We start from the raw sequence: 26,687 nt of genomic DNA on the forward strand, positions 1-26,687 counted from the left end.
CACAGCGGGGCCGTCAGTGAGCCCTGGGAGAAAGTGACCCGAACACCGTCTCTACCGAGCCGCTCACGTACAAGAGTGAAGCTACGCGGTTTCAGACCGTCTGTCGGGGTTGTTGACGCCGCCCTCCGCACTCTGGTAGGCGATCAGCGCATCGCCTCACCGATGTACGAGTACTTCAGGAAGACCTCCGACGCCCAACCGGCCTCCTCGAGCACGCCCTGGACCGCCGTGAGCATGTAGCGCGAGTCCCAGCCCATGTAGAGGTAGCTGCCCTCGCCGAGTTCGTCCCACTGGCCGTTCCATGCCATCGCGGGATACACCGGTCCGCCGCGACGGGCGCTGAAGTCCACGACGCTCTGGCGGGAGTCGACCCACAGCCGCTTGAAGACGCGGTTGAACAGGTACCGGACGTCCGGAACCTCCCAGTGCTCGCCGCGGAATTCGACGTAGTCGAACTCGCGTTGCCAGCCCCGCGGCCAGCCTCGGCGCAGCTTGGCGTCGAGGATCGGGGTGAGGTTGTCGTCGTCGATCCCCGTGAGAGACGGACGGCGCCAGAGGTCGACGAAGCGGGCCGCGAGCTCCTCGGTACGTGCTCCGATCGCGGCGGTGTCCCAGTGCGGGCGTTCCGCGAGGTCGCGCGACATCTCCACGGCGCTGCCGGCCAGGAGGGGACGCAGCTGCGGGAAGGCGGCGTCGAGCGCACGCTCTGCGCGGTCCTGTTCGAGCAGCGTGAGGTTGCCGATCGTGTGGGCCAGAGCGCGGTGGCTGTTCTGCTCGTCCTCGCTGTAGTCGGCGAACCGTCGCGTGCCGTCTCCGGTCCAGTCGTCGCCGGCGCCGGCGGGGAAGACAGGCGAGACGTCGAGGAGGTCGGCGGGGTCGACGCCGGCAAGGCGGCCCAGCACGTAGCGCGGATGGGGGAGGTCGCTGTACTTCAGGCCCACGCGCACGCGCTCGTCCGAGGGCGTGATGCGGGCGATGGCACGGGTGAGGGCATCCGGTCCGTCGGCGTACGCGCGGCACAGGCGCGCGACGAGCCGCTCGGTCGCGATGCCGACGACCACACGCCGCAGCAGAAGCGACTGGATGTCCTCGAGCCGGGCGATCAGCTCATCGCGGGGCAGGATGCCGGCGCGCTGGTCGTGGACGAGTCGCATCGCGAGGGGGAACATCTGGCGTCCCAGAACGGCCAGGTAGCCGAGCTGCCGCCCGACCTCCGGGTCGTCGCTCGTGGTCGGGTCGAGGAGCTCGCGGTAGATCTCCGAGAACGTCAGCCAGCTCGTCGCGTGTTCGCGCAGGCTGCTGATGTCGAGCCGGGGGAACTGCTGCCGGAAGACGTCGTACACGCCGCGCCCGCCCGTGATGAGCACCTCGCGGCCGGTCAGCATGACGAGATAGTGGTTCCAGAACGACCCGATCGCGTCGCCGGTGTTCTGCTCGATCGGGAGCCAGTACTCCTGCTCGATCTCGTTCTGCTCGGCGTGCGTCAGCCCCATGAGCACGTAGTTGTGGATGAGCTCGTGGTCGCGCAGCGGTTCGCCGGTCGAGTTCAGGCTCTCGAAGATCTGCTGCGCGTTGGCCTGCGGCCCCAGGGTGATCGCGACGTGCTCCAGCTTCTGCAGGCCGCGCCACAGCGCGGCGGCCTCGCCGGGGCGGATCTGGCTGCGGAAGAACGCGTAGTTGTCGTCGAAGCGCGAGGCGCGCTGCTCGTCGTCGGGGCCGCGCTGATCGAGGACGACGCTCTCGAACACATCGGCCCACGCGCGGTGGGGACGGAGTTTGGTGCGCGTGGGGTCTTCCGCACGCACCAGCACCGCTTCCAGTTCGCGCGCGAGGTCGGGGTCGTCGTCACGCAGGGTGTGATGAAGCGCTGCCACGAGGAGCATCAGAGTGGTGATGCGCTGCTGACCGTCGATGAGCACGAGCTGGGCATCGTCGTCCGCCGAGGTGCTCGCGGTGGAGAGGATCGATCCGATGAAGTGCGTGTGGGAGTCATCGGACGCGGAGACCGACCGGATGTCGCCGAGCAGCTGCTCGCAGCCGCCGATGTCCCAGCGATACTGCCGTTGATAGACCGGGACGACGATGGTGGTCTCGGATGCCGAGAGCCAGCCGATCGTGTTGACAGCGGTCGCTTCGACATTCGTGGCAGTGCTCATGTTCTCCGAAATCGCTCCTCGAAAACCTCGGACGAGTCTACCGGCGCGCTCAGGAGCCCTAGGTAGGCTGACCTAAGTCGGGCCTGTAAAAACTTCGCTTGTCCGACAGAAAGGTCATGATCCGTCATGGGTTACATCAAGTCCGCTGCCCTCGAGGAGACCGGCTACGTCGTCCTCGACCGCTACAACAAGGAGATCGATCCGAAGGAATGGCTCGACGTCGAGTACGTCGACTGGAAGTCCTCCGGCGACACCCGCTTCGCCCCGCTGGCCTCCGCCAAGGGTGAGATCGAGTGCAACGGTTTCTGGAACCACAAGCCGCCGCGCACCGATAAGGACGGCGTCTGGATCGACTCGCAGACCGCGATCGCACCGACCCTCACCGCGCGCGCACAGGAGCCCGGCGCCAACGTCGGCCGCTGCCGCATCATCGAGCTGCAGCCGAACACCTACGCCGACTGCCTCTACAACCTTCACCAGGACGACAACAACCGCCTCAACCCCGACGGCACCGGGTGGGTCGTCCGTGGTTTCTTCAACCTCACGGACGACAAGACGAGCTACTTCGTGCTCCGCGAGAACCGCACCGACCCCAGCGAGGAGACGCGCATCGCGCTTCCCGCCGGTGCGCAGCTGATCGTCGACACGCAGCGCCTGTGGCACGCCGCCGCTCACTACGGCGACGAGCCCCGCTACTGCCTCATCACGTCGTGGGAGTCGGGTCCGGAGCTCGACGCCTACATCGCCAAGTACAACGGCGTGAACAAGGTCGACAGCTACCCGGTCGACCAGGAGATCCTCGACTCCGGACAGATCGAGCAGGAGCGCCGCATCGCGGCCCGCGCCGCGGCCCTCGCGGCACGCGGCCAGCAGGAGGTCATCGCGATGAGCGAGGCCTGAGTCTCGGGTTCTTCCTGAGGGGAGGCGTCGGCTTCGGCCGGCGCCTCCCTTCGTCGTTCGCGACGCGTGATCGACGTCGATGTTGGTTTGTGTTGCTTTAGGTTTGATTGCGTTGTAACGTGTGGGCATCCGAAGGAGGATGTCGTGTACGCAATGGAGCGCCAGCAGCTCATCGAACGAATGCTCACCGCGAACGGTCGCGTGGCCGTCGTCGACCTGGCATCACGCTTCGACGTCACGACCGAGACCGTCCGTCGTGACCTCGCGGTCCTCGAGGAATCCGGCGTCCTTCGGCGCGTCCACGGCGGCGCGGTGTCCGCCGAGCGGGTCAGTACGGCCGAGCCTTCGGTCGCGGAACGATCCCAGCGTCATTCGGCCGCCAAGGAACGGATCGCGGAGCGGGCTCTCGCGGCTCTGCCGGTCGCCGCGGGCTCCATCTACGTCGACGCCGGAACGACCACCGGCGCCTTCGCGGCCGCCCTGGTCGCGCGCGGCGCTGACAGCGGACTCGAGGTCGTCACGCACTCCATGACAATCGCCCACTCGCTCGCGGGCGCCAGCGGCATCGGCCTGACCGCGATCGGCGGGCGGGTCCGCGGTCTCACCGCGGCGGCCGTCGGGTCGGACACCGTCGCCGCCATCTCGCGGCTGCGCCCCGACGTGGCGTTCCTCGGCACGAACGGGATCGCCCGCGGTGCCGGGCTCACGACGCCCGACCCGGACGAGGCCGCTGTGAAGCGCGCCGTCGTCGCCGGAGCCCGGCGCGTCATCCTGCTCGTCGACGCGGACAAGTTCGACGCCGAGCTGCTCGTCTCGTTCGCCGACCTGTCGGACCTCGATGTCGTCGTGACCGACCGGGAGCCCGACGCCGATCTCACCCGCGCCCTGCGCGAAGCCGACGTGGAGGTATGGACCGCATGATCGTGACCCTGACGGTGCACCCGTCGCTCGACCGGACGATCTCGATCGACGCCGCCCTGCGCGTCGGCGAGGTCCAGACGGCGTCCGCTGTCCGTGAGGACGCCGGGGGCAAGGGCATCAACGTGGCACGTGTCCTGCGCGCGTCGGGAGCCGACAGCCTCGCCGTGCTTCCGCTTGACCCCGCCGACCCGTTCGCGGCTGCGCTCGCGGCAGAGGACCTCGACGTACGGGCGGTACCGGTGCGCGGCCGCACCCGCGCCAACATCGCGGTCACGGATCCCGCGGGAGAGACCACGAAGATCAATCTCCCCGGCGTGGCCCTGAGCTCCGCAGACCTCGACGACGTGATCGACGTGGTCGCGGAATGCGCTCGCGGCGCCCAGTGGCTCGTGCTCGCCGGTTCGCTCGCGCCCGGTCTGCCCGACGACGCCTATGTACGAGTCATCCGCGCGGTACGCGAGCGGCTCGGCGCTGACGCCCCCCGTATCGCTGTCGACACGTCGGGGCCGGCTCTGCGCGCGGTTGTGGCCGACGGGCGTCCCGACCTCATCAAACCGAACGACGAAGAGCTCGCCGATCTCCTCGGTGCTGCACTGCCGGCAGCCGACACCCTCGCCGACGCGGTGCACCTCGCCGCTCGCGAGCTCGTCCCCGCGACGGTGGGGGCCGCGCTCGTCACTCTCGGCGGCGACGGGGCGGTCTTCGTGTCCGACCGCGGCGCGTGGGCGGCCTCGCCGCCTCCCACCCGCGTGCGCAGCACGGTCGGCGCGGGCGACAGCTCGCTTGCGGGCTTCCTGCTGGCCGATTCGCGCGGGGAAGAGCCCGCCTCATCGCTCGTCTCCGCCATCCGATACGGCTCGGCTGCTGCGGCCCTCGACGGCACGCAAGCACCGGCACCCGCCGACCTCCCCACCGCGGACATCCCCGTCCGTGCGCTCCCTCTCTGATCCCAACGACCCCGCAACACTCGACCCAGGAGGACACCGTGTCCGACACCATCACCCCGGAGCTCGTCAGCCTCGACGCGCCCCTCGGGACCGACAAGAAGGACGTGATCCGCGCCCTCGCTCGCCTCGTCGCAGCGCAGGGCCGCGCCACGGACGCCGATGCGCTCGCGAACGACGCGATCGCCCGCGAGGACAAGGATGAGACCGGACTTCCGGGCGGCATCGCGATCCCGCACGCGAAGAGCGCCGCGGTGACGCAGGCGTCGCTCGCGTTCGCGCGCCTGAAGCCCGGCGTGGCCTTCGGGGCGCCCGATGGCCCCGCCGACCTGGTCTTCCTCATCGCCGCGCCCGAGCACGCCGCCGAGGAGCACCTCGCCGTCCTGTCGCGTCTCGCGCGGAGTCTGATGCAGGACACGTTCACGAGCGACCTCCGCGCCGCGGCGACGCCCGACGACGTCGTGCGGACGGTTCGTGCCGCGATCGGCGAGGGGGACGCCGCAACGGCTGCAGCGCCGACGTCCGCGCCGGCCGCTGCCGCGCCGGCCGCTCCCGCCACCGCCCCGGCCGATGACCTCACGATCGACGGCCGACCCGCCCGCATCGTCGCCGTCACCTCATGCGCCACGGGCATCGCCCACACCTTCATGGCTGCTGACGCCCTGACGGCGGCGGGCAAGGAAGCCGGAGTCGACCTCGTCGTCGAGCCCCAGGGCTCGAGCGGATACCAGGCGCTGCCCGCATCCGTCATCGACAACGCCGATGCCGTCATCTTCGCCACCGACGTCGACGTCCGCGAGATCTCGCGCTTCGCAGGCAAGCCGGTCATCCGTTCGGGTGTCAAGCGCGGCATCGAGCAGCCGGCGCAGATGATCCGTGAGGCCGTCGCCGCAGCATCCAACCCGAGCGCCGCGCGTGTGAGCGGTGCCGCAGCGGATGCCGGTTCCGGCGCGGGCACCGCGACGCAGAACCTGTCGTGGGGCGCGAAGATCCAGCGCATCCTGCTCACCGGCGTCAGCTACATGATCCCCTTCGTCGCCGGCGGTGGACTGCTGATCGCCCTCGGCTTCGCCCTCGGCGGCTACGAAGTCACCGACAACGCGAAGAACGTCATCATCGACAACGCGCTGTGGAACCTGCCGACCACCGACATCACCTCGCCGTTCGGGCCGCTCGGCCAGTACCTCGGGTCGGTGGCGTTCATGATCGGCTCGACATCCATGGGGTTCCTGGTGGCGGCCCTCGCCGGCTACATCGCCTACGCGATCGCCGACCGTCCGGGCATCGCTCCCGGATTCGTCGCCGGTGCGATCGCGGTCACGATGAGCGCCGGCTTCATCGGCGGCATCATCGGAGGTTTCCTCGCCGGTTTCGTGGCCTGGTGGCTCGGACGCCTCCCCGCCCCGCGCTGGCTGCGCGGTCTGATGCCCGTGGTCATCATTCCGCTGCTCGGTTCGATCGTCGCCTCGGGTCTCATGATCCTGTTCCTGGGCCGCCCCATCGCCGCGCTCATGGCGCTCCTGACCGACGGGCTCACGAACCTCACCCAGAGCGGAGCGGGCCTCATCGTCGTCGGCGTGATCCTCGGCCTGATGATGTGCTTCGACCTCGGCGGTCCGATCAACAAGGTCGCCTACGTATTCGCGACGACCGGACTTGCGGCCGCCTCCACCGAGAACACCGCGCCGTACCTGATCATGGCCGCGGTCATGACCGCCGGCATGGTCCCGCCCCTGGCCCTGGCGCTCGCCTCGACGGTCCTCGCCCGGCCGCTCTTCACCCCCGTCGAGCGCGAGAACGGCAAGGCGGCCTGGCTGCTCGGCGCTTCCTTCATCAGCGAGGGCGCGATCCCGTTCGCCGCGGCCGACCCGCTGCGCGTCATCCCTGCCTCGCTCGTCGGCGGCGCGATCACCGGTGCGCTGAGCATGTGGTTCGGCGTCCAGAGCTTCGCTCCGCACGGCGGCGTGTTCGTGCTCTTCGCCATCTCGCCGGTGTGGGGTTTCTTCGTCGCGCTTCTGGCGGGTACGGTCGTTTCTGCGCTGTTGCTCGTCGTGCTCAAGAAGTACGTCCGCAAGAGCCCCACCGCCCCGGCCCCGGCCGTGGCGACCGCGACAGTCTGAGGAGACACCACCATGGCAGAACGCACCGCCACCATCGCGAGCAGCTCCGGACTGCACGCCCGCCCCGCGAAGCTCTTCGTGCAGGAGGTGCAGTCGAAGGGCGTTCCCGTCACGATCGCCGTCGAGGGCGGCGCCGACCTGAACGCCGGCAGCATCCTGAGCATCATGGGCCTGGGCGCCTCGCAGGGCTCGGTCGTGACGCTCAAGGCTGAGGGCGAGGGTGCCGAGAAGGCCCTCGACGAGCTCGTCGCCTTCCTCGAGATCGACCACGACGCGGCCTGATCCGCTCGGAACACACGGATGCCGTGGACCTTCGGGTCCACGGCATCCGTCGTTTCCGCGGGTCAGATGTCGGTGGCGTCGCCCGGGTCGAGCGCGACGAAGTCGCCGCCGTTCTGCTGCGCCGCCCACGTCAGCCGTTCCCGTCCCATCGAGAGCCCCGCCGGCGAGAGTGTCATGTCGTGGGTCGCGAAGACGCGCTGCGGCTTGATCTCGAGCACGAAGTCCATCGCGTCGCCGATCTTCAGCCACGGTGCCCCCACGGGGGCCGCCAGGAGCTTCACGTCCGCACCCTTGGGCACCGCGTACGAATCGCCGGGGTAGTAGAACGCATCGTCGACGAGGACGCCGACGTTGTCGATCACTGGGATCGACTCGTGGATCACCGCGTGGCGTCCGCCGAAGAACTCGAGGCTGAACGGTCCCGCTTCGAGCTTGTCTCCGGGGGATACCTCGCGGATGTCGAACCCTGCGGCCGCGCGTACGACGCCCTCGGGCCCGTAGACCGGGATGTTCGGGAACTGCTCGAGGATGTCCGACAGGTGCTGTGACGTCCAGTGGTCGGGGTGCTCGTGCGTGATGACGACGGCCACGACGTCGTGCAGGTCCTGGAGCGGCGAGGTGAACGTGCCGGGGTCGATGATGAGGGTCTTGCCGTCGCTTTCGAGGCGCAGGCAGGCGTGTTCGTGCTTGGTGACGTGCATGCCCCCAGTCAACGCCCGACACGCCCGAGAGGGCAACGGGGGCCCCGATTTTGCCGGATGCGCGAGGCCGTGGCATACTTTAACGGTTGCCTCCGGAGCCCCGGAGAAGACAAAAAAGTACGGCCCCATCGTATAGCGGCCTAGTACGCCGCCCTCTCACGGCGGTAACGCGGGTTCGAATCCCGCTGGGGTCACCATCACGAAACGCCCATCCATCTGGATGGGCGTTTCGCGTTTCCGGGGAACGGCCACCCGGTGCCGTGCGGTCAGGAGCCGGTCGAGCTCCGCCGCGCGCGGCGCCGACGAGTCGTCGAGACGACGAGCCAGATCAGCAGGGCCGCGAGCCCGATCACGGCGAGCCAGGGCAGCAGGAAGCCGAGTGCCACGACGATCCCGTTGAACGTCGCGATGAGACCGTTCCACCCCGTCGCGAGGCCGTCACCGAATCCTGCGGGGTCGGCGTCGACCTTCTCGGCCGGCGCCTGCAGCTGGACGGTGAGCGATGACAGGGCGACCTGCGACTCGAGCGCGGTGAGCTGCTGCTGCAACGAGTCGAGGTCGGCTTGGCGCTCGGCGAGCGCGGACTCGGCCGCGATGAGATCCGCGACCGAACCGGCTTGACCCATGAGCTCCGTCAGCCGCTCGACCGAGGCCTGCCCGGCGGCGACTCGAGCACGGAGATCCGTGGCCTGGGTCGTCACATCGTCGCGCGAGACCTGCGAGCTCTCGACCTCCCCGATATCTGTAAGACCCGCGATGATGTCCTCGAGGCTCGTCGCCGGAACGCGCACGCTCACCCATGCCGTCCCCGACGAGCGGGGCCACGTCGCGACACCGTCGAGGGGCGCCGATCCGCCGTCGCCGAGGCTCATCGACTCGACGTAGCCGCCGGCGGCGATCGCTGCGTCGGCGATCGTCTGCGCCGCAGCGCGCGGATCGCCGGCGGTCACCGAGGCCGACGCCGTCGCGACGACGTCGCGTCCGTCTGCTGCGGCGCCGGTCTCGGCACGGCTCGCCGAGATCCCGGCGTCGGAGCCGTCGAGGGCGAAAGGCTCAGGAGCCGCGTCGGACATGCTGCCGTCTCGCGAGACGCCACCGTCCTCGAGCGTGCCGAGCGTCCAGCCCGGTTCGGCGGCGGGGGCGACCGAAGAGGCCCCTCCGCTCGCGCCCGTCAACTGCGGCGCGATGGCCGCGGCCACGACGATCACGGCCGCCGCTGCGCCCGATGCGCCCCACCACGCGCGGCGGCGACGTCGTCGCCGGGCCGCGGAGAGGTCGTCTCGGGCCTGCCGTTCAGCTCGCTCGCGTGCGATGTCCGCGAACAGCGCCTCTTCGATCGCATCGACGCGGCGGTCGTCCAGGGTGGGTAGATCGTTCATGACTGCTCCGGTTCAACGCTCGAACGGACGAATGTGCGGATGCGGGACAGGCGGTTCCGGACCGTCCCGTGGCTGACGCCGAGCCGGTCGGCTGCCGCCTGATAGGCGAACCCCTCCGCGGCGCAGAGCCGGAAGATGTCCTGGTCGAGTGGGCTGAGGGAGCCGACGGCGGCGAGGATGCGCTCGACGAGATCGCTCTGCACGACCTGCCGCTCGACGTCCACCGTGTCAGCGACGTCTGCGGCATCCGCGTCGGTCGTATGCCGACGTTCCCGTTGGCGGCGACGGATCCGGTTCGCGCTCTGGAACCTGCAGATCGTGACGAGCCACGGGAGGAGGGACTCGCCCGCCAGATCGAGGTCGGGGAGCTTGCGCCAGGCGACGAGGAACGTCTCCTGGGTCGCGTCCTCGGCTTCTGCGGGATCGCCCAGCAGCCCGTGTGCGAGCCAGTACACCGGTCGTACGTAGGCCCGGTAGAGCGCGCGGAAGGCGTGCTCGCTTCCGGATGCCGCCGCCTCGACGAGTTCGGCGTCACCGCGTGTGACCATGTCGACCATGCGTCCGAGTTCCTTCCCTCACCCCATCAGTGTCGCGTCGTCGCACACCGTCTCACACCCGGGGCGCGGGGGAGCCGGGGTGTAGTCTCGGGAGGCTTCCTCCCCGAAAGGCTCGCATGGACCTCCCCGTGCCGTTCCAGATCGTCGCACTCGTCGTCCTGGTGCTCGTGCTCGTCGCCGATCTGCTCATCATCGTCAAGCGGCCCCACATCCCGTCGCCGAAGGAATCGACGCTGTGGGTGCTGTTCTACGTGTCGCTCGCGCTGGTGTTCGCCGGCATCCTCTGGGCGGTGGCCGATGTCGAGCATGCCGGACAGTTCGTCGCGGGATGGCTCACGGAGTACAGCCTGTCGATCGACAACCTCTTCGTGTTCGTGCTGATCATGAGCCAGTTCTCGGTACCGCGGCGGTATCAGCAGAAGGTCCTGATGGTCGGCATCATCATCGCGCTCGTGCTGCGCGGCCTGTTCATCCTCGCCGGGGCAGCGATCATCGAGCAGTTCAGCTGGGTCTTCTACATCTTCGGGGCCTTCCTGATCTACACGGCGATCAAGCAGGCGCTCCCCGAGGGCGATCACGACGACGATGTGAAGAAGGAGAGCTTCCTCGTCCGCATCATCCGGCGGACCGTCGACATCTCCGACGAGTACGACGGGCCCAAGGTGCGCACCGTCGTCAACGGCAAGCGGATGTTCACCCCGATGATCATCGTGTTCGTCGCGATCGGTGTCACCGATCTGCTGTTCGCCCTCGATTCGATCCCCGCCATCTTCGGCATCACCCAGGATCCGTTCCTGGTGTTCACGGCGAACATCTTCGCGCTCATGGGGCTGCGTCAGCTCTACTTCCTGCTCGGCGATCTGCTCGACCGGCTGAAGTACCTGCACTACGGCATCGCGTTCATCCTCGCGTTCATCGGCGTCAAGCTGATCCTCCACGCCATGCACGAGAACGAGCTCGCGTTCATCAACGGCGGAGACGGGATCGCGTGGGCTCCGGAGATCTCGACGTGGGTCTCTCTCGGGGTCATCATCGGCGCGATGCTCGTCGCGACCGTCGCCAGCCTGATCGCCGCTCGTCGCGACGGCGATGCCGCCGGCCCGACCGAAGCAGCCGCCGCCGTCGCCGGAGAGCAGGGCACGCCCCCGACGGTCCAGCAGCCGCGAGCTCGGGACGACGAGCGCTCGTGACCGGTCGCCGTCCTCGCGCCCGGTGGTATTCTGACCCCATGCGGATCGCTCGCCTTCTCCTTAGCGGCCGCGGCGAGGTCTCGTTCTGAGCCCTTCCTCGCCGCGGAGTCCGTCGTGGGCTTGATCCCGGTTCGCAAGGAGAACGAAACCCCATGAGCATTCCCACCCCTCCCGAGCGCCCGCGCACCCTGGCCGAGAAGGTCTGGGACGACCACCTCGTCGTCAAGGGTGAAGACGGTCAGCCCGACCTGATCTACATCGACCTGCACCTCGTGCACGAGGTCACGAGCCCGCAGGCCTTCGACGGCCTGCGCGCAGAGGGGCGCCCGCTGCGGCGGCTCGACCTCACGATCGCCACCGAGGACCACAACACCCCGACCCTCGACATCGACAAGCCGATTGCCGATCTCACGAGCCGGACCCAGATCGAGACCCTGCGGCGCAACGCCGAGGAGTTCGGCGTCCGCCTGCACTCTCTCGGTGACGCCGAACAGGGAATCGTCCACGTCGTCGGCCCGCAGCTGGGTCTGACGATGCCCGGCATCACCGTCGTGTGCGGCGACAGCCACACCTCGACGCACGGCGCGTTCGGCGCCATGGCGTTCGGCATCGGCACGAGCGAGGTCGAGCACGTCATGGCGACCCAGACGCTGCCTCTGAAGCCGTTCAAGACCATGGCGATCACCGTCGAGGGCGAGCTGAAGGAGGGCGTGACGGCGAAGGACATCATCCTCGCCGTGATCGCCGAGATCGGGACCAACGGTGGTCAGGGCTACGTGCTCGAGTACCGCGGCAGCGCGATCCGCGCCCTCTCGATGGAGGGGCGCATGACCATGTGCAACATGTCGATCGAGGCCGGCGCCCGTGCCGGGATGGTGGCCCCCGACGACATCACCTTCGATTACGTCAAGGGGCGTCCGCATGCCCCGACCGGGCAGGACTGGGAAGACGCCGTCGCCTACTGGCGCACGCTCCCCAGCGACGAGGGCGCGGTCTACGACGCCGAGATCTTCATCGACGCGGCCGAGCTCGAGCCCTTCGTCACCTGGGGCACCAACCCCGGCCAGGGTGTCTCGCTGAGCGCGACGGTCCCGTCGCCCGACGACTTCGTCGACCCGAACGAGAAGGCCGCCGCCGAGCGCGCACTCGAATACATGGACCTGCAGCCGGGCACTCCGCTCAAGGAGATCCCGGTCGATGCGGTCTTCATGGGGTCGTGCACCAACAGTCGCATCGAGGACCTGCGTGCGTTCGCGTCGATCATCGAGGGACGCACGAAAGCCGACGGTGTCCGCGTCATGGTCGTCCCGGGCTCTGCCCGCGTCCGTCTCGAAGCCGAGGCCGAGGGTCTCGATCGCGTCTTCACCGAGTTCGGCGCCGAGTGGCGCTTCGCCGGCTGCTCGATGTGTCTGGGCATGAATCCCGATCAGCTCGCGCCGGGGGAGCGGTGCGCTTCGACGAGCAACCGCAACTTCGAGGGCCGTCAGGGCAAGGGGGGTCGCACCCACCTGGTGTCGCCGCTCGTGGCCGCCGCCACCGCTGTGCTCGGACGCCTCGCGTCACCGAGCGATCTGCCCGCACGCGAGAAGGTCGAGGCCTGACGATGGAGAAGTTCGAGACCCACACCGGCGTCGTCGCTCCGCTGAAGCGTTCCGCGGTCGACACCGACCAGATCATCCCCGCCGTCTACCTCAAGCGCGTCACCAAGACCGGCTTCGAGGACGCCCTCTTCGCGAACTGGCGTCAGGACCCCGAGTTCGTGCTCAACCAGTCCGCCTTCGCGGATGCGTCGATCCTCGTCGCCGGTCCCGACTTCGGAACCGGGTCGAGTCGCGAGCACGCCGTCTGGGCGTTGCGCGACTACGGCTTCCGCGTCGTGCTCGCCCCCAAGTTCGCGGACATCTTCCGCGGCAACGCCGGCAAGCAGGGGCTGCTCGCCGGCGTGATCTCCGAGTCGGACCGCGAGGCGATCTGGGCTGCCGTGGATGCACAGCCCGGCGTGCGCATGACGGTCGATCTCGAGGCTCGCATCGCCGCTCTCGGTGACCTCCGAGTCCCCTTCGAGATCGACGATTACACTCGTTGGAGGCTTCTCGAAGGGCTCGACGACATCGGGCTCACGCTGCGCAATGAAGAGGCCATCGCGCAGTTCGAGGCGCGCCGTGAGGCGTGGCGACCCCGGACACTCCCCGTCGCGTAGCCCCGGATCACGCCCCTGACCCGTGGGGCGAAGATCCGCCCCGCCCTCGATCACCAAGTGAGGAAGTCCTGCATGAGCACTCCGACGAGTGAGCCGACCGCATCGGAGAACGGCAGCCGCCGCGAGAACGGCGAGATCCTCGAGATCCGGGGCGGACGCCCCCTCGTCGGACGTGTCGACGTCAAGGGAGCGAAGAACTTCGCGACCAAGGCGATGGTCGCCTCGCTGCTCGGCGGGACTGAGAGCGTCCTGCGCGACGTCCCCGAGATCAGCGACGTGGCGGTCGTGCGCTCGCTCCTCGAGGTGCACGGTGTGACGGTCGTCGATGACGGTGCGGGCACGTACCGGCTCGACCCGAGCGGGGCCGAGTCGGCGGGCTTCGAAGAGATCGACGCGCACGCGGGAGCGTCGCGCATCCCGATCCTCTTCTGCGGGCCTCTCCTCCACCTCCTCGGTCAGGCGTTCATCCCCGACCTCGGCGGATGCCGCATCGGCGACCGTCCGATCGACTTCCACCTCGACGCGCTTCGCAAGTTCGGCGCGACCGTCGACAAGCAGCCCAGCGGCATCCGTCTCTCGGCGCCCGACGGCCTTCACGGGGCGGACATCGAACTGCCTTACCCGAGCGTCGGGGCCACGGAGCAGGTCCTGCTGACCGCGGTGCGGGCCAAAGGCACGACGGAGTTGCGCAACGCCGCGATCGAGCCCGAGATCATGGACCTGATCGCCGTCCTGCAGAAGATGGGCGCGATCATCTCCTACGAGCCGAACCGCGTCATCTTCATCGAGGGTGTCGACAAGCTCCGGGGCTACGACCACCGATCGATCTTCGATCGCAACGAAGCGGCGTCTTGGGCGTGCGCGGCCCTTGCGACCGACGGCGACATCTTCGTCGGCGGCGCGAAGCAGCAGGAGATGCTGACCTTCCTCAACGTCTTCCGCAAGGCCGGCGGCGACTTCGACATCCAGGAGGACGGCATCCGCTTCCGCCGAGACGGGGCACTGCGTCCCGTCTCGGTCGAGACCGACGTCCACCCGGGATTCATGACCGACTGGCAGCAGCCGCTCATCGTCGCCCTCACGCAGGCCCCCGGGGTCTCGACGGTGCACGAGACGGTGTACGAGAACCGTCTCGGATTCACCCAGGCGCTCAACAAGATGGGTGCGCAGATCGTCGTGCACCCCGAGGGCATCGCGAGCCCGGATCGCCGAGTCCCGCGTCGTGCGCTCGAGCAGGCGGCGGTCATCACGGGCCCGACGCCGCTTCACGGAGCGGATGTCGTCGTCCCCGATCTCCGCGGCGGTTACAGCTACGTGATCGCGGCCCTCGCAGCCGAGGGCACGTCGGTCGTCCGCAACGTCGGGATCATCCGCCGGGGATACGAGAAGTTCTTCGACAAGCTCGAGGCTCTCGGCGCCGACTTCGACATCATCGGCTGACACGTGTCCGAGAACCGACGTCGCGCGTCTGCGGAGAAGACGAAGCCGACTCCCTTCTGGTTGGCCGCGGCCGTCGTCGTGCCGGCGGTCGGTCTGCTCGCGCGGATCGAGATCGAGGGTGCGGAGCACCTTCCGGAAGAGGGCCCGTACGTCCTCGCGCCCAATCACTACAGCGAGTTCGACCCCATCGTCATCGCCGTCGCGACCTGGCGACTGGGGCGTGCGCCGCGGTTCATGGCGAAGGAGAGCCTCTTCCGCGTTCCCGTCGTCGGTGCCGTGCTGAAGGGCCTCGGGATGATCCCCGTCTCGCGGACGACGTCTGCCTCGGCAGCGGGACAGGCGATCTCGCAGGCCGCCGGGCTCGTCGCCGACGGCCGCGGCGTGATCGTCTACCCCGAGGGATCGCTGACCCGTGAGCCCGACCTGTGGCCGATGCGCGGGAAGTCGGGCGCCGTCCGCGTCGCCGCCGCCGGTGACATCCCGATCATCCCGGTTGCCACCTGGGGCGTGCAGTCGATCCTTCCGCGTTATGGGAAGTTCAGCGCCTGGCCGCTCCGCAAGCGCATCCGCGTGCGTTTCGGTCCGAAGGTCGAGCTTCCCTTCGAGCCCGGCGTGACCCCCTCACCGGCGCAGCTGGTGGCCGGCACGGATGCCGTGATGGCGCGTATCGCGGGTCTGCTGGGCGAGCTTCGCGGCGAGGACCCGCCGGCCGAGCGCTGGAACCCGGGACAGCACGGTCAGAAGGAGACGGGTCGCCTTGAGCCGTAAGACCGAGACCCCCGCCCCCCGCGTCACCGTCATCGGGTCCGGCAGCTGGGGAACGACCTTCGGAAAGGTGCTCGCCGACGGCGGGGCGCAGGTCACGATGTGGGCGCGCCGCGCCGAGCTGGCGCACGAGATCCGCGAGGGCAAGCGCAACAGCCGGTACCTGCCGGGCATCAACCTGCCGCGGTCGATGACGGCCACCCATCATCTGTCCGAGGCGCTGCAGGGCGCCGAGCAGGTGTACCTCGCCGTCTCGAGTCAGGCGCTGCGCGAGAACCTCACCGCGATCCGTCCGCTCATCGCCGGGAGCTCCATGCCCGTCGTCTCCCTCATGAAGGGCGTCGAGAAGCGCACCGGGCTGCGGATGAGCCAAGTCATCGAGCAGGGTCTCGACTGCGACCCGAATCGCATCGCCGTGGCATCCGGCCCGAACCTGGCCCTCGAGATCGCCCGCGAACAGCCCACGGCCGCCGTCATCGCATCGGCCAGTCACGAGACCGCCGAGGCCGTCGCGCTGCGCTCGCGGAACGCCTACTTCCGATCGTTCGTGAACACCGACGTCATCGGGACCGAGTTCGGCGGCGTGCTGAAGAACCTGATCGCCGTCGCCATCGGGATCGTCGACGGCGTCGGCTACGGCGAGAACACGAAGGCCTCCATCATCACCCGCGGCCTCGTCGAGATGACCGATTTCGCGGTTGCTCAGGGCGCGCACCCCGAGACGCTCCAGGGTCTCGCCGGGCTCGGCGACCTCATCGCGACGTGCCAGTCGCCCCTCAGCCGCAACAACACCGCGGGACGTCTGCTCGGACAGGGCTTCTCGTTCCAAGATGTCGTGAAGCAGATGGACCAGACCGCCGAGGGCCTCGCATCGGTAGCGCCTGTTCTGACCCTCGCCCGGGCGGCGGGCGTGCAGATGCCTATCGTCGAGCAGGTCAAGATGGTCCTCGACGGCACGATGAACCCGCGCGACATCGCGCCCCACCTGACCACCGACGACGACAAGCCGACCGGCGAGAGGACCCCCCATGGCGACGACAACAGTAGCGGTGCTCTTCGGCGGGCGTTCCAGCGAGCATTCGATCAGTTCCGCAACGGCGGCCGGGGTTCTGCGCGCGATCGATCGTGAGCGCTACCGCGTGATTCCCGTCGGGATCACGCGCGAAGGTGCCTTCGTCCTCGAGGACGACGACGCCGACAAGTTCGCGCTGAACCCGGAGCGGATGCCCGAGGTGGCCGACAACGGCACGCGGGTGCTGTGGCCGGAACCCGGCGGTCGTCGCGAGCTGCACGTCCGCCGCGCCGACGGCTCGATCGACGCTCTCGGCGAGATCGACGTGGTGCTGCCGATCCTGCACGGCCCGCACGGCGAGGACGGCACGATCCAGGGCTTCTTCGACACGCTGCAGCTGCCCTACGCCGGCGGCGGGGTCTTCGACTCCGCGCTGTGCATGGACAAGCACTTCATGAAGATCGTGCTGCAGGCCGCCGGCATCCCCGTGGCCCCCTGGGTGACGGTCGACGAGGCTCGGTGGCGTCGCGATCCCGACGCCGTTCGCGCGGACGCCGCTGCGCTGGGCCTGCCGAGCTTCGTGAAGCCGGCACGTGCCGGTTCGAGTGTGGGCGTCTCGAAGGTCCACGCGGCAGGCGAGCTCGACGCGGCGCTCGAGCTGGCGTTCGCGGAGGACGGGAAGGTGCTGATCGAGCCGGCGATCGTCGGCCGCGAAGTGGAGGTCGCGGTCTTGGAAGGTCGCGGGGATGAGCCGGCACGCGCCTCCCTGCCGGGTGAGATCGTCCTCACGACCCGCGAGTTCTACGACTTCGAGGGCAAGTACCTCGGCGGTGACGGTGCCGAGGTCGTCTGCCCCGCCGACGTCACGGTCGACGAGATCGCTGCGCTGCAGCGCATGGCGGTCGCGGCTTTCGATGCCGTCGACGGCCGCGGGCTGGCGCGCGTCGACTTCTTCCAGACCGCGGACGGCCTGTACGTCAACGAGCTCAACACGATGCCCGGGTTCACCCCGATCTCGATGTTCCCCAAGTGCTGGATCGCCTCCGGCCTCAGCTACGGCGATCTGATCTCGGAGCTCATCGAGGTCGCGCTCTCGCGCACGTCGGCTCGCGTCTGAGCCGACGCCTCTGAGCCGACGCCGTCGACGGTCGGTGTCGTCCGGGGCTCAGGGGCCGACCGGTGTGGGCACCGGCGTCGCGTCCTCACGATCGACGCATTCGCCGCCGTCACGCGGGAGGCGTGAGACGACTCGCGAGAGCTCGTCGAGGACCTGACGGCTCGACACGCCCTGCACGTCTTCCGAGGACTCGGTGTCGAAGTAGAGCTCGATGGCCGGGGTGCGCCCGAAGGTGACGACGCGGAACCGCGGCGCCTCGGATTCGTCGATCACCCAGTCGACCCCCGCCACGGACTCGCATCGCAGCGTCGTCGGACCGGGAGATGCCACGCCGCACGACAGGATGATGGTGGCGGGATCGCCCCACGCAGCAGTGGCCTGGCTGTCCGTCCACCGGCGTTCCGCCCCCGCGACCGTCTGCGGGAGGCGCACCATGACGTCCGCGCACTCGGGAGCGTTCGCCTGTGGTGCGGCGGGAACGTTCACCGTTCCCGCGCAACCGGCGAGGAGGAAGGTCACCGAGGCCAGGATGAGAGCGGGGGCGGTTCGGCGGCGGGGCACATCTCCAGGGTACTGCGCCGTGACGAGGCCGACCGCGACGGTAGCGTGGAGCCATGACCGAGGCCGCATCCGCCACCCCTGTCGGCTCGCTGTCGGAGGAGGCGGTGCTCGCGGTCATCCTCGATCGACTCGGGCCGGCCGATGCGCTCGTCGGGCCGGGCGATGACGCGGCGGTCCTCCGGCTCGCCGATGCACGTGTCGTCGTGACGACCGACACGCTCATCCACGGCCCCGATTTCCGCCTCGCCTGGTCGTCGGGTCGCGATCTCGGTGCGAAGGCCGCGGCCGTCAACCTCGCGGACGTCGCGGCAATGGGGGCCCGTCCGGTCGCCCTGTTCGTCGCCCTCGCGATGCCCCCCGAGACGAGCATCGCGTTCGTCGGTGATCTCGCGACAGGCCTCCGCGAGGCGTGCGACGAGCTCGCGCCGGGATGCCGCGTCGCCGGCGGCGATCTCACCAGCTCGGACACGCTCACGATCGCGGTGACCGCGGTCGGCGAGCTCGCGCCCGGTCGCGATGCGGTGCTGCGCTCGGGGGCGCGTCCCGGCGACGTCGTGGCGATCTGCGGAGACGTGGGGCTCGCGGCGGCAGGTCTCGACATCCTGTTCGAACGGTTCCGCGATGAGCGAGGCGCTGCCGTCCCCGTCGACACCGATGCGCTGACCGCGTCGGAGCGAGCGGCTGTCGCGGGTCAGCTGCGTCCGCGGCCGCCGATCTCGTCCGGTCCGGCCGCGGCGCGCGCGGGTGCGACCGCGATGATGGACGTCTCCGACGGGCTGGTACGGGATGCCCGCCGGCTCGCCTCCGCCTCGGGCGTCACGATCGACCTCGACCGGACGACGCTCGGCGCGGATAGCGAGCGCGCGCTTCGGGGCGGAGAGGATCATGCGCTTCTCGCGACCTTTCCCGAGGGCACGATTCTGCCGGAGGGCTTCCGGGTGATCGGTTCGACGAGGGAGGCCGGGCCCGACCCCCTGACCGTCGACGGCCGCGCCGAACGTTCGGCCGGCGGATGGGATCCCTATCGAGACTGGGACGGCGCCGCGGGCTGATCCGCGTCGAGCTCGCGTTCGAACCACCACAGTGTCGTGTCGCCATAGCGCTTCGTGCGGAGGAGGCCGAGCTGCGCGGGAACGCCGGGCTCGGGGGAGCGGCTCGCTCGTTCGACGATGACGATCGCTCCGGGAGCGGCCACGTCGGCGAGGAGCGCGAGCGTCGCCGCGAGGGCTCCATCGTCGAGGTCGTAGGGCGGATCGACGAAGACGAGGTCGAAGAGTCCGCGCGTCGACTGCAGGAAGAGGTCGGCGCTGCTGCGGTGCACCCGGACCGTCGACGAGCCGACGGCGCGCGCGACCGTGCGGGCGTTCCGTTCCGTCACGGCGGCTGCCGAGGCCGACTTCTCGACGAGATCGACCGACGCTGCGCCCCGGCTGACGGCCTCCAGTCCGAGGGCGCCCGAACCGGCGTAGAGGTCGAGGACGCGGGCGCCGTCGAGAATGCCCGAGGCGTCGAGCCCGCCGAAGAGCGACTCGCGCACCCGGTCGCTCGTGGGGCGAGTCCCGCGATCGGGTACGCGCAGCGCGAGCGAGCCTGCCGCCCCGGCGATGATCCGGGTCACGACGGATCCGCCGCGCCCGCTGCAGCGTCTGCGTCGCCGACGCTGCGGGCCTCGTCGCGCAGACGCGGCTCACTGCGGAGCTCGGGCCGGAAGCCGGCCTTGTCGGCGTAGAAGTCGCGGATGACGTCCATGTCGGCGGCCACGTCGCCCGTGAGGTCGATCGTCGGCCCGAGCCCCGTGGTCATCGTCGTGCGGTCGACGTAGCCGAGCGTTACCGGCAGGCCCGAGGCTCGAGCGATGCGGTAGAAGCCCGACTTCCACCCGGTGCGCGACGTGCGCGTGCCGTCGGGGGTGATGACGAGGCCGAAGACGTCGCCTGCTGCGATCCGGGCGAGGACGTCGTCGACGACGCGCGAGGGGTCGTCGCGATCCACCGGGATGCCTCCGAGCCGCCGCATCGGCGCGTCGCGCCAGCCGTGGAAGAGGCTTTTCTTCCCGAGCCACCGGATCGGGATCTGCAGCCGCCATGCGATGGCGAGCATGAGCACGAAGTCCCAGTTGGACGTGTGCGGTGCCCCGATGAGGATCGTGGGGCGCGTGGGAGCGGGGGTGCTGACGAGGCGCCAGCGGCTGAACGTCCAGAAGAGGCGGGCGATCGCGCGTCGGAGCATCCTCTTACCGTAGAGCCTGGCGGCGGTGTGTCCGACCTCCTGCCTAGACTCGACTCCATGCCGCAGGTCGACCTGGATACCCCGCTGCCGGCGGCCGTGGGCGAGAAGGTCGCGGCCACCCTTTCCCGGGCGTTCGGCATGTCGACGGTCGGTGATCTGCTGGCGCACTACCCCCGTCGCTACGCCCGGCGGGGAGAGCTCACACCCATCTCGTCGCTTCCCGTGGGCGAGATGGCGACGATCGTCGCCGAGGTGAAATCCGTGTCGGAGCGCCCGATGCGTCAGCGGCGCGGGTCGCTCATCGAGGTCGTCATCAGCGATGGCGTCGGCGAGGCGACACTGACGTTCTTCGGACAGAAGTGGCGTCTGCAAGAGCTCCGCGTCGGGCGGCAGGGCATCTTCTCCGGCAAGGTCGGCGTCTTCAAGGGCAAGCAGCAGTTCGCCCATCCCGACTACGAGCTCTTCGACGACGAGCTCGAAGCGCGCGTGACGGCCGTCGCACGAAGCCTCGAGCCGATCCCCATCTACTCCGCCACCAGCACCATCACGAGCTGGCAGCTGCGCAAGATCATCGCCGACGTGATCGGTCGCCTCGGTGACGTGCCCGACCCGCTGCCCGAGGAGCTGCGGCAGCGGCACCAGCTCCTCGACGCGCGGACGGCGCTCGTCCAGGTGCACACGCCGACGGTTCCGGAACAGGTGCGCCCGGGCTTCGAGACGCTGCGCATGCACGAGGCGTTCGTGCTGCAGGCAGCGCTCCTGCAGCACCGGGTGCAGGTGCGGCAACTCGCGGCGACGTCGCGACCCGCGGGCGACCTGCTCGAGCAGTTCGACGCCGCTTTGCCCTTCGAACGCACACCCGACCAGATCGCGGTCGGCGACGCGATCGCCGACGATCTCGTGAACGAGTGGCCGATGAACCGCTTGGTGCAGGGCGAGGTCGGGTCGGGCAAGACCCTCGTGGCACTGCGCGCCATGCTGCAGGTCGCGCAGTCGGGGGGTCAGGCCGCGCTCATCGCGCCGACCGAGGTCCTCGCTGCGCAGCACGTGCGGTCGATCGCGAAGATGCTCGGCCCGCGGCTGGCCCCCGAGCTCATGCCCACGCTTCTCACCGGCGCCCAACCGGCGGCGGAACGACGGAAGGCCGCCCTGCGCGCGGCATCCGGGCAAGCGCGGATCGTCGTGGGCACCCACGCTCTCCTGAGCGCGTCGACGACGTTCGCCGATCTCGGTCTGGTCGTCGTCGACGAGCAGCACCGCTTCGGTGTCGAACAGCGCGAGGCGCTTCGGGCGAAAGGCGCCTCTCCCCACGTGCTCGTCCTCACGGCGACGCCGATCCCGCGCACCGTGGCGATGACGGTGTTCGGAGACCTCGACGTGTCGACCATCCGCACGATGCCGACCGGACGCGCGGGTATCTCCACGTTCGTCGCTCCGTTGGCCGAGAAGCCCGGCTGGTTCGGTCGCGTCTGGGAGCGCGTGGCCGAGGAGGTCGGCGCGGGCAGGCAGGCCTTCGTCGTGTGCGCGGCGATCGACGCCGAGAAGGCCGTCGTCGACGACACCGATGACGCGGGCATGCTCGACGACGGGACGCGCACGCGTACGCGCTGGGGCGTCGTGCAGGCCACGGCGATGCTCGCGCAGCATCCGTCCTTCGCCGACCTCACCGTCGCGACGCTGCACGGCAAGATGCCGGCGGATGAGAAGGATGCCGTCATGCAGGCCTTCGCCCGCGGTGAGATCGACGTGCTCGTGGCGACGACCGTCGTCGAGGTCGGTGTCGACGTGCCGAACGCCTCGACGATGGTGATCCTCGAAGCCGAACGCTTCGGCGTCTCGCAGCTGCATCAGCTGCGCGGGCGGGTCGGGCGGGGGAGCGTACCCGGTCTCTGCCTGCTGGTCACCGAGGCCGATCCCGATACGGCGGCACGCTCGCGGGTCGAGGCCGTCGCGGCGACGACCGACGGCTTCTCCCTGGCCGAGGTCGACCTCGAGCTCCGCGGCGAGGGCGATGTCCTCGGTGATGCGCAGTCGGGGGCCCGCTCGTCCCTTCGTCTGCTTCGCGTCGTCGCCGACGCCGACCTGATCGCGCAGGCGCGTGACGAAGCCGCGGCGGTGCTGCGAGACGACCCCGACCTCTCCCGGCATCCGGGACTCGCCGCCGCGATTGCGCGGCGGCTGGGCGAAGACGAGCGCGGCGCGCTGCACAGGAACTAGGCTCGGAGCATGAGCAACCGGATCGCGGTCGTGCCCGGCTCCTTCGATCCGCCGACACTCGGCCATCTTGACGTCATCCGCCGGGCGGCGGCCCTGTACGACCAGCTCCATGTGCTGGTGGTCCACAACCCGGGCAAAGAGGCGATGCTCCCCATCGCGCAGCGGCAGGCGCTTCTCGAGCAGTCGATCGACGACGCCGGGATCGAGGGCGAGATCGTCGTCGCCGCCTGGAGCATGGGCCTGCTCGTCGACTACGCGACCGACGTGGGTGCGGGGATCCTCGTCAAGGGGATCCGTTCGCAGGTCGACGTGGCGTACGAGACGCCGATGGCGATCGTCAATCGGCACCTTGCTCAGATCGAGACCGTGTTCCTGCTTCCCGACCCCGCCCACGCGCTCGTATCGAGCTCACTCGTGCGCCAGGTCGCCTCGCTCGGCGGGGATGTCTCGCCGTTCGTTCCGGGGCCGGTCGCTCGGTTCCTCGACACCGGATCACGCGGCATCTGAGTCCGGCCGTCGCCACGGCGACTACCATGGTCGATCGTGGGTAGAAAGCACGTCACCGGACCATTCGTCATCCCCGTGCACGACATCGTGCGGCAGCCGGGGGAGATGCGGGAGTTCGCCTTCAGCGTGCCCGCGCCCGACAAATGGGGCGAGGGTCTCGTCTCCGTCTCTGCGGGCCAGCCGATCGATCTCGAGGTGCGCCTCGAGTCGGTGCATGAGGGCATCCTGGCGACGGCCGAGGCCGACACCGTTTACGAAGGAGTGTGCGGTCGGTGCCTCACCGAGCTGACACGCCCCCTCCGAATCGAGTTTCAGGAACTCTTCGGGTATTCTGGGGACGAAGCGTCTGACTTCGAGGTTCAAGACGACCACGTGGATCTTGAAACTCCGGTCAGGGACTCGATCGTCCTGGCGCTTCCGTTCCAGCCGGTGTGTCAGCCGGATTGCCCCGGGCTCGACCCGGTCACGGGTGAGAAGCTGATGCCAGGGACGGAACCTGCGGAGCAGGTGCAGATCGACCCGCGCTGGGCCGCGCTGACGGCCTACACCCCAGACCACGACGACGCAGACCACCGCGTCGCGCCCGACACAGAGAAGAGCTAGCCATGGCAGGTAACCCCCCGAAGCGGAAGGTCTCCCGCTCCAACACGCGTTCGCGTCGCGCGCAGTGGAAGGCCGAGGCTCCCACCCTCGTCAAGACCATCGAGAACGGCAAGGTCGTCTACAGCCGTCCCCACCAGGCGAAGGTCGTCACCGACTCGCAGGGCACCGAGCTGTTCCTCGAGTACAAGGGTCGCAAGGTCGCTGACGTCTGACGACGCGCGGCGTGACTGAGAACATCATCGAGCGCTCGGCGCTCACCGACAAGCTCGGGGCCGATATCGACCCCGAGCTTCTGTCGCTTGCCCTCACCCATCGCTCCTACGCATACGAGAACGGTGGGACGCCTCATAACGAGCGTCTCGAGTTCCTGGGCGATTCGATCCTGGGGCAGGCCGTGACCGTGCATCTGTTCCGCACGCACCCCGACCTCGACGAGGGCGCCTTGGCTAAGCGGCGTGCGAGCGTCGTCTCGACGGTCGCCCTCGCCGAGGTGGCCCGTGCGATCGGACTCGGCGACCACATCCTGCTCGGACGCGGCGAGATGCAGACGGGTGGGCGCGACAAGGACTCCATCCTCGCGGATGCCATGGAAGCCGTGATCGGCGCGGCATTCCTCTCGGCAGGTCCGGAGCGCGCGCAAGAGCTCGTCCTTCGTCTCGTGGCGCCGCTGCTCGCCGACCCGGCGCGGTACGGCGCCGCGATGGATCCGAAGACCTCGCTTCAAGAGCTCGCCGCCCACCTGGGCATTGCGCCGCCCGTCTACGGCATCGAGGCGTCGGGACCCGACCACCACCGCGTGTTCACCGCGACCGTCACCGTCGGCGACGTGAGCCGCGAGGGAGTCGGAAGCAGCAAGAAGCAGGCCGAGATGGCCGCCGCCCTCGCCGTGTGGCACGTGCTGTCGGCCCGTGCCTGAGCTTCCCGAGGTCGAGGTCGTCCGAGCGGGTCTCGAGCCGGCCCTCGCCGGCGCCCGGATCGAGGGATGCACTGTTCTCGATGCCCGCGCGCTCACACGGCACGCCGGGACTCCGGAGTCCTTCGAGCGCGAGCTGACCGGCCGGTCACTGAGCGCGGCCGCGCGCCGCGGCAAGTTCCTGTGGTTCCCGGTGGCGGGCACGGCTCGCGCCGTCATCGCGCACCTCGGCATGAGCGGGCAGATGCTCTTGCGGGAGCCGGGCGCGCCCACCGAACGTCACGAACGCATCCGCTGGGACATCGTGCACCCCGAGCACGGCGAGCTCTCGGTCCTGTTCGTCGACCAGCGGACCTTCGGATCGCTCGCGGTCGACGACCTCGAGCCCACCGCGGATGGCGCCGCAGCCGGTCGGGGAACGGATGCCGCGCTCATTCCGGGCCAGGTGCGGCACATCGCCCGCGACCCTCTCGACCCCGCGTTCGACGTCTCGCGTTTCCATCGCGAGCTCACTCGGCGGTCGTCGGGCATCAAGCGCGTTCTGCTCGATCAGGGCGTGGTCAGCGGCGTCGGCAACATCTACGCCGACGAAGCGCTGTGGGCCGCGCGCATCCATCCTGAGACCGCAGCATCCCTCCTCTCGCGACCCGCGCGGGATCGCCTGTTGCAGGCTGTCGTCGCCGTCATGACGAAGGCTCTCGCCGAAGGCGGGACGAGTTTCGACTCGCAGTACGTCAACGTGAACGGCCAGGCCGGGTACTTCGCCCACTCACTCGAGGCCTACGGCCGCACCGGAGCGGAGTGCTCGCGGTGCGGCTCGGCCATCGTGCGGGTCGCGTTCACCAATCGGTCGTCGCACTACTGCCCGCGCTGCCAGCGTCGCGGTCACTGAGACGCGTCTTCCAGGCGCCCTCGTAAGACAGCGGCCGGAAGCCGAGGGCCTCGTTGATGTCGAGCATCGGGCGATTCTCTTCGGCGTTGTAGGTGATGACGCGGGGTGAGTCCGGTGCGATGTCGCGCCACGCCACGAGCGCCGCGCACTTCACGAGCATTCCGAGTCGGTGGCCGCGATGACTCGCCGCCACGAGCGTGTCGTGCTGGTGGGTCGCGCCGGTGCGGTCGGAACTGATCATGAGCTCGTTGAAGGCCGCGAGCTCGCCCGTCTCGATGTGCTGCGCCGCGGTCACGAGCAGCGTCTGGTCCGCCTCGACGTAGCGCGCATCGTGGCGGGCCAGGCGCGCGGCATCCCATTCCTCCTCGTCGATCTCGAGTCCGGCGGCGGGCGCGTCGGTCGACATGCGTGACTTGAGCCACGCGTACCCTTTGGCGAACTCGGGCGGGGTCGGCACGGTCCATCGCACGACGCGGTAGCCGGCGGCCGCGGCCGTGGCTCGCGCCAGGTGCATGTCGACCGTTGCGGCGGAGCCGATCAGATCGAGCACGCTCTTCCGGTTGATCTGCTCGAGCGTGTGGCCGTGACGCAGCAGGAAGCGCGCGGCATGGTCGCGCGGGATGTCGCCGTATCCCGTCGGCGCGGCCAGCCGGGCGCCCGGCTCATCGGGATGCTCGGCGTACGTCTGCAGAACGTGGCGGCCCTGGTCGCGGGCGGTGCTCTCGATCAGTCGGTGTGCACGCGAACCGATGCCGAGCCCGTGGACTTCCCGCAACAGTTCGATGAGCCAGTACGCAGTGTCGGAGCCGGCCTCGTGGGGGACGTCGAGACCCACGCGCCCGACGACTCTGCCGTCCCAGACGGTGAGCCAGCTGAACCTCGTCTCATCGGGGCTCGGCTGGTAGTGGGGGAGCAGTTCGTCAGGCCGGGCGGCGTCGTCATCGCCGCCCGTGATCTCGCGGTAGACGAGATTGCGGACACGCACCATCTCGCGGAAGTCCGCGGCATCCGCCGCGTCGATGGTCTCAGGTATGTGGAGAGGGCGCAGCTCGAGCCGCGCGCTGAGGTCGTTCATGATTCT

At 69.4% G+C, this 26,687-nt stretch carries 27 protein-coding genes and 1 tRNA gene; 20 read left to right on the forward strand and 8 right to left on the reverse strand.

The genetic code is table 11. The annotated features are described in order from the left end of the window. Positions 1-143: 143 nt before the first annotated feature. Positions 144-2,156: a DUF262 domain-containing protein gene (locus tag AA0Y20_RS10210; RefSeq protein ID WP_412939117.1), complete on the reverse strand. Its 2,013-nt coding sequence runs from the start codon at positions 2,154-2,156 to the stop codon at positions 144-146. Positions 2,157-2,282: 126 nt separating this feature from the next. Between AA0Y20_RS10210 and AA0Y20_RS10215 the strand changes: the two genes are divergently transcribed. From AA0Y20_RS10215 to AA0Y20_RS10235, 5 genes are all read left to right on the forward strand, one after another. Further along, positions 2,283-3,056 carry a hypothetical protein gene (locus AA0Y20_RS10215; RefSeq protein WP_412939118.1) on the forward strand — a complete coding sequence of 258 codons (774 nt, stop codon included), beginning with the start codon at positions 2,283-2,285 and terminating at the stop codon, positions 3,054-3,056. Positions 3,057-3,200: 144 nt separating this feature from the next. After that, complete coding sequence (locus AA0Y20_RS10220) at positions 3,201-3,977, forward strand: DeoR/GlpR family DNA-binding transcription regulator (RefSeq protein ID WP_412939119.1); 777 nt, start codon at positions 3,201-3,203, stop codon at positions 3,975-3,977. Continuing rightward, entirely contained in the window at positions 3,974-4,924 is a 951-nt protein-coding gene (locus tag AA0Y20_RS10225) for a 1-phosphofructokinase family hexose kinase (RefSeq protein WP_412939745.1), read from the forward strand. Before AA0Y20_RS10220 ends, AA0Y20_RS10225 begins: the two co-directional genes overlap by 4 nt. Positions 4,925-4,962: 38 nt before the next feature. Continuing rightward, positions 4,963-7,041, forward strand: coding sequence for a fructose-specific PTS transporter subunit EIIC (locus AA0Y20_RS10230; protein ID WP_412939120.1), 2,079 nt, complete (start codon positions 4,963-4,965; stop codon positions 7,039-7,041). Between the two features lie 12 nt (positions 7,042-7,053). Beyond that, complete coding sequence (locus AA0Y20_RS10235) at positions 7,054-7,323, forward strand: HPr family phosphocarrier protein (protein WP_091498658.1); 270 nt, start codon at positions 7,054-7,056, stop codon at positions 7,321-7,323. Positions 7,324-7,385: 62 nt separating this feature from the next. Here AA0Y20_RS10235 and AA0Y20_RS10240 read toward each other — a convergent pair whose 3' ends face one another. Then, positions 7,386-8,024, reverse strand: a complete 639-nt coding sequence (locus AA0Y20_RS10240; protein ID WP_412939121.1) for an MBL fold metallo-hydrolase — start codon at positions 8,022-8,024, stop codon at positions 7,386-7,388. Between the two features lie 121 nt (positions 8,025-8,145). On the opposite strand from AA0Y20_RS10240, the gene AA0Y20_RS10245 reads away from it, so the two are divergent. Further along, positions 8,146-8,221 (forward strand) — tRNA-Glu (locus AA0Y20_RS10245). Positions 8,222-8,290: 69 nt separating this feature from the next. On the opposite strand, the gene AA0Y20_RS10250 is transcribed toward AA0Y20_RS10245, so the two are convergent. Together AA0Y20_RS10250 and AA0Y20_RS10255 are read right to left on the reverse strand one after the other, a co-directional pair. Then, a complete protein-coding gene (locus AA0Y20_RS10250; RefSeq protein ID WP_412939122.1) occupies positions 8,291-9,403 on the reverse strand; it encodes a DUF4349 domain-containing protein in 1,113 nt (370 codons plus the stop codon). Further along, positions 9,400-9,960 carry an RNA polymerase sigma factor gene (locus AA0Y20_RS10255; protein ID WP_412939123.1) on the reverse strand — a complete coding sequence of 187 codons (561 nt, stop codon included), beginning with the start codon at positions 9,958-9,960 and terminating at the stop codon, positions 9,400-9,402. Before AA0Y20_RS10255 ends, AA0Y20_RS10250 begins: the two co-directional genes overlap by 4 nt. Positions 9,961-10,076: 116 nt before the next feature. Here AA0Y20_RS10255 and AA0Y20_RS10260 point away from each other — a divergent pair, with 116 nt between their 5' ends. From AA0Y20_RS10260 to AA0Y20_RS10290, 7 genes are all read left to right on the forward strand, one after another. Continuing rightward, complete coding sequence (locus AA0Y20_RS10260; protein WP_412939124.1) at positions 10,077-11,150, forward strand: TerC family protein; 1,074 nt, start codon at positions 10,077-10,079, stop codon at positions 11,148-11,150. 152 nt (positions 11,151-11,302) lie between these two features. After that, positions 11,303-12,751 (forward strand): 3-isopropylmalate dehydratase large subunit, encoded by a 1,449-nt coding sequence (gene leuC, locus AA0Y20_RS10265; RefSeq protein ID WP_412939125.1) that lies wholly within the window; start codon positions 11,303-11,305, stop codon positions 12,749-12,751. 2 nt (positions 12,752-12,753) lie between these two features. Then, on the forward strand, positions 12,754-13,350 hold the full coding sequence (gene leuD, locus AA0Y20_RS10270) for a 3-isopropylmalate dehydratase small subunit (protein ID WP_412939126.1): 597 nt from the start codon (positions 12,754-12,756) through the stop codon (positions 13,348-13,350). A 72-nt stretch (positions 13,351-13,422) separates the two neighbouring features. Then, positions 13,423-14,790, forward strand: coding sequence for a UDP-N-acetylglucosamine 1-carboxyvinyltransferase (gene murA, locus AA0Y20_RS10275; RefSeq protein ID WP_412939127.1), 1,368 nt, complete (start codon positions 13,423-13,425; stop codon positions 14,788-14,790). Positions 14,791-14,793: 3 nt separating this feature from the next. Then, positions 14,794-15,558: a lysophospholipid acyltransferase family protein gene (locus tag AA0Y20_RS10280; RefSeq protein WP_412939128.1), complete on the forward strand. Its 765-nt coding sequence runs from the start codon at positions 14,794-14,796 to the stop codon at positions 15,556-15,558. After that, a complete protein-coding gene (locus tag AA0Y20_RS10285; protein WP_412939129.1) occupies positions 15,548-16,684 on the forward strand; it encodes an NAD(P)H-dependent glycerol-3-phosphate dehydrogenase in 1,137 nt (378 codons plus the stop codon). The genes AA0Y20_RS10280 and AA0Y20_RS10285 overlap by 11 nt, the downstream gene beginning before the upstream one ends. Then, a complete protein-coding gene (locus AA0Y20_RS10290) occupies positions 16,584-17,684 on the forward strand; it encodes a D-alanine--D-alanine ligase family protein (protein WP_412939130.1) in 1,101 nt (366 codons plus the stop codon). Before AA0Y20_RS10285 ends, AA0Y20_RS10290 begins: the two co-directional genes overlap by 101 nt. 48 nt (positions 17,685-17,732) lie before the next feature. Here the strand turns inward: AA0Y20_RS10290 and AA0Y20_RS10295 are convergent, their stop codons facing one another. Beyond that, positions 17,733-18,245: a DUF3515 family protein gene (locus AA0Y20_RS10295; RefSeq protein WP_412939131.1), complete on the reverse strand. Its 513-nt coding sequence runs from the start codon at positions 18,243-18,245 to the stop codon at positions 17,733-17,735. A gap of 53 nt (positions 18,246-18,298) precedes the next feature. Between AA0Y20_RS10295 and thiL the strand changes: the two genes are divergently transcribed. Further along, the gene (gene thiL / locus AA0Y20_RS10300) at positions 18,299-19,297 is read left to right on the forward strand and encodes a thiamine-phosphate kinase (RefSeq protein ID WP_412939132.1); all 999 of its coding nucleotides are present in this window, start codon (positions 18,299-18,301) and stop codon (positions 19,295-19,297) included. Here the strand turns inward: thiL and rsmD are convergent. Together rsmD and AA0Y20_RS10310 are read right to left on the reverse strand one after the other, a co-directional pair. Then, the gene (gene rsmD / locus AA0Y20_RS10305; protein WP_412939133.1) at positions 19,267-19,863 is read right to left on the reverse strand and encodes a 16S rRNA (guanine(966)-N(2))-methyltransferase RsmD; all 597 of its coding nucleotides are present in this window, start codon (positions 19,861-19,863) and stop codon (positions 19,267-19,269) included. The genes thiL and rsmD overlap by 31 nt on opposite strands. Continuing rightward, positions 19,860-20,474: a 1-acyl-sn-glycerol-3-phosphate acyltransferase gene (locus AA0Y20_RS10310; RefSeq protein WP_412939134.1), complete on the reverse strand. Its 615-nt coding sequence runs from the start codon at positions 20,472-20,474 to the stop codon at positions 19,860-19,862. The genes rsmD and AA0Y20_RS10310 overlap by 4 nt, the downstream gene beginning before the upstream one ends. A 57-nt stretch (positions 20,475-20,531) precedes the next feature. Between AA0Y20_RS10310 and AA0Y20_RS10315 the strand changes: the two genes are divergently transcribed. The 6 genes from AA0Y20_RS10315 to mutM all read left to right on the forward strand — a co-directional run bounded on the left by AA0Y20_RS10315 (position 20,532) and on the right by mutM (position 25,606). Continuing rightward, positions 20,532-22,691 carry an ATP-dependent DNA helicase RecG gene (locus tag AA0Y20_RS10315; protein ID WP_412939135.1) on the forward strand — a complete coding sequence of 720 codons (2,160 nt, stop codon included), beginning with the start codon at positions 20,532-20,534 and terminating at the stop codon, positions 22,689-22,691. A 9-nt stretch (positions 22,692-22,700) separates the two neighbouring features. Beyond that, positions 22,701-23,198 (forward strand): pantetheine-phosphate adenylyltransferase, encoded by a 498-nt coding sequence (gene coaD / locus AA0Y20_RS10320; protein ID WP_023951000.1) that lies wholly within the window; start codon positions 22,701-22,703, stop codon positions 23,196-23,198. Positions 23,199-23,303: 105 nt separating this feature from the next. Then, positions 23,304-23,801, forward strand: a complete 498-nt coding sequence (locus AA0Y20_RS10325) for a YceD family protein (protein ID WP_412939746.1) — start codon at positions 23,304-23,306, stop codon at positions 23,799-23,801. 2 nt (positions 23,802-23,803) lie between these two features. After that, the gene (gene rpmF / locus AA0Y20_RS10330) at positions 23,804-24,013 is read left to right on the forward strand and encodes a 50S ribosomal protein L32 (RefSeq protein WP_019179169.1); all 210 of its coding nucleotides are present in this window, start codon (positions 23,804-23,806) and stop codon (positions 24,011-24,013) included. Between the two features lie 11 nt (positions 24,014-24,024). Further along, the gene (gene rnc / locus AA0Y20_RS10335; RefSeq protein ID WP_412939136.1) at positions 24,025-24,717 is read left to right on the forward strand and encodes a ribonuclease III; all 693 of its coding nucleotides are present in this window, start codon (positions 24,025-24,027) and stop codon (positions 24,715-24,717) included. Then, on the forward strand, positions 24,710-25,606 hold the full coding sequence (gene mutM / locus AA0Y20_RS10340; RefSeq protein ID WP_412939137.1) for a bifunctional DNA-formamidopyrimidine glycosylase/DNA-(apurinic or apyrimidinic site) lyase: 897 nt from the start codon (positions 24,710-24,712) through the stop codon (positions 25,604-25,606). Before rnc ends, mutM begins: the two co-directional genes overlap by 8 nt. Here the strand turns inward: mutM and AA0Y20_RS10345 are convergent. Next, entirely contained in the window at positions 25,554-26,681 is a 1,128-nt protein-coding gene (locus AA0Y20_RS10345) for an N-acetyltransferase family protein (protein WP_412939138.1), read from the reverse strand. The two genes, mutM and AA0Y20_RS10345, sit on opposite strands and share 53 nt — an antisense overlap. Positions 26,682-26,687: the final 6 nt, after the last annotated feature.

This window comes from Microbacterium pratiae (genome assembly GCF_047302165.1).
Lineage (GTDB): Bacteria > Actinomycetota > Actinomycetes > Actinomycetales > Microbacteriaceae > Microbacterium.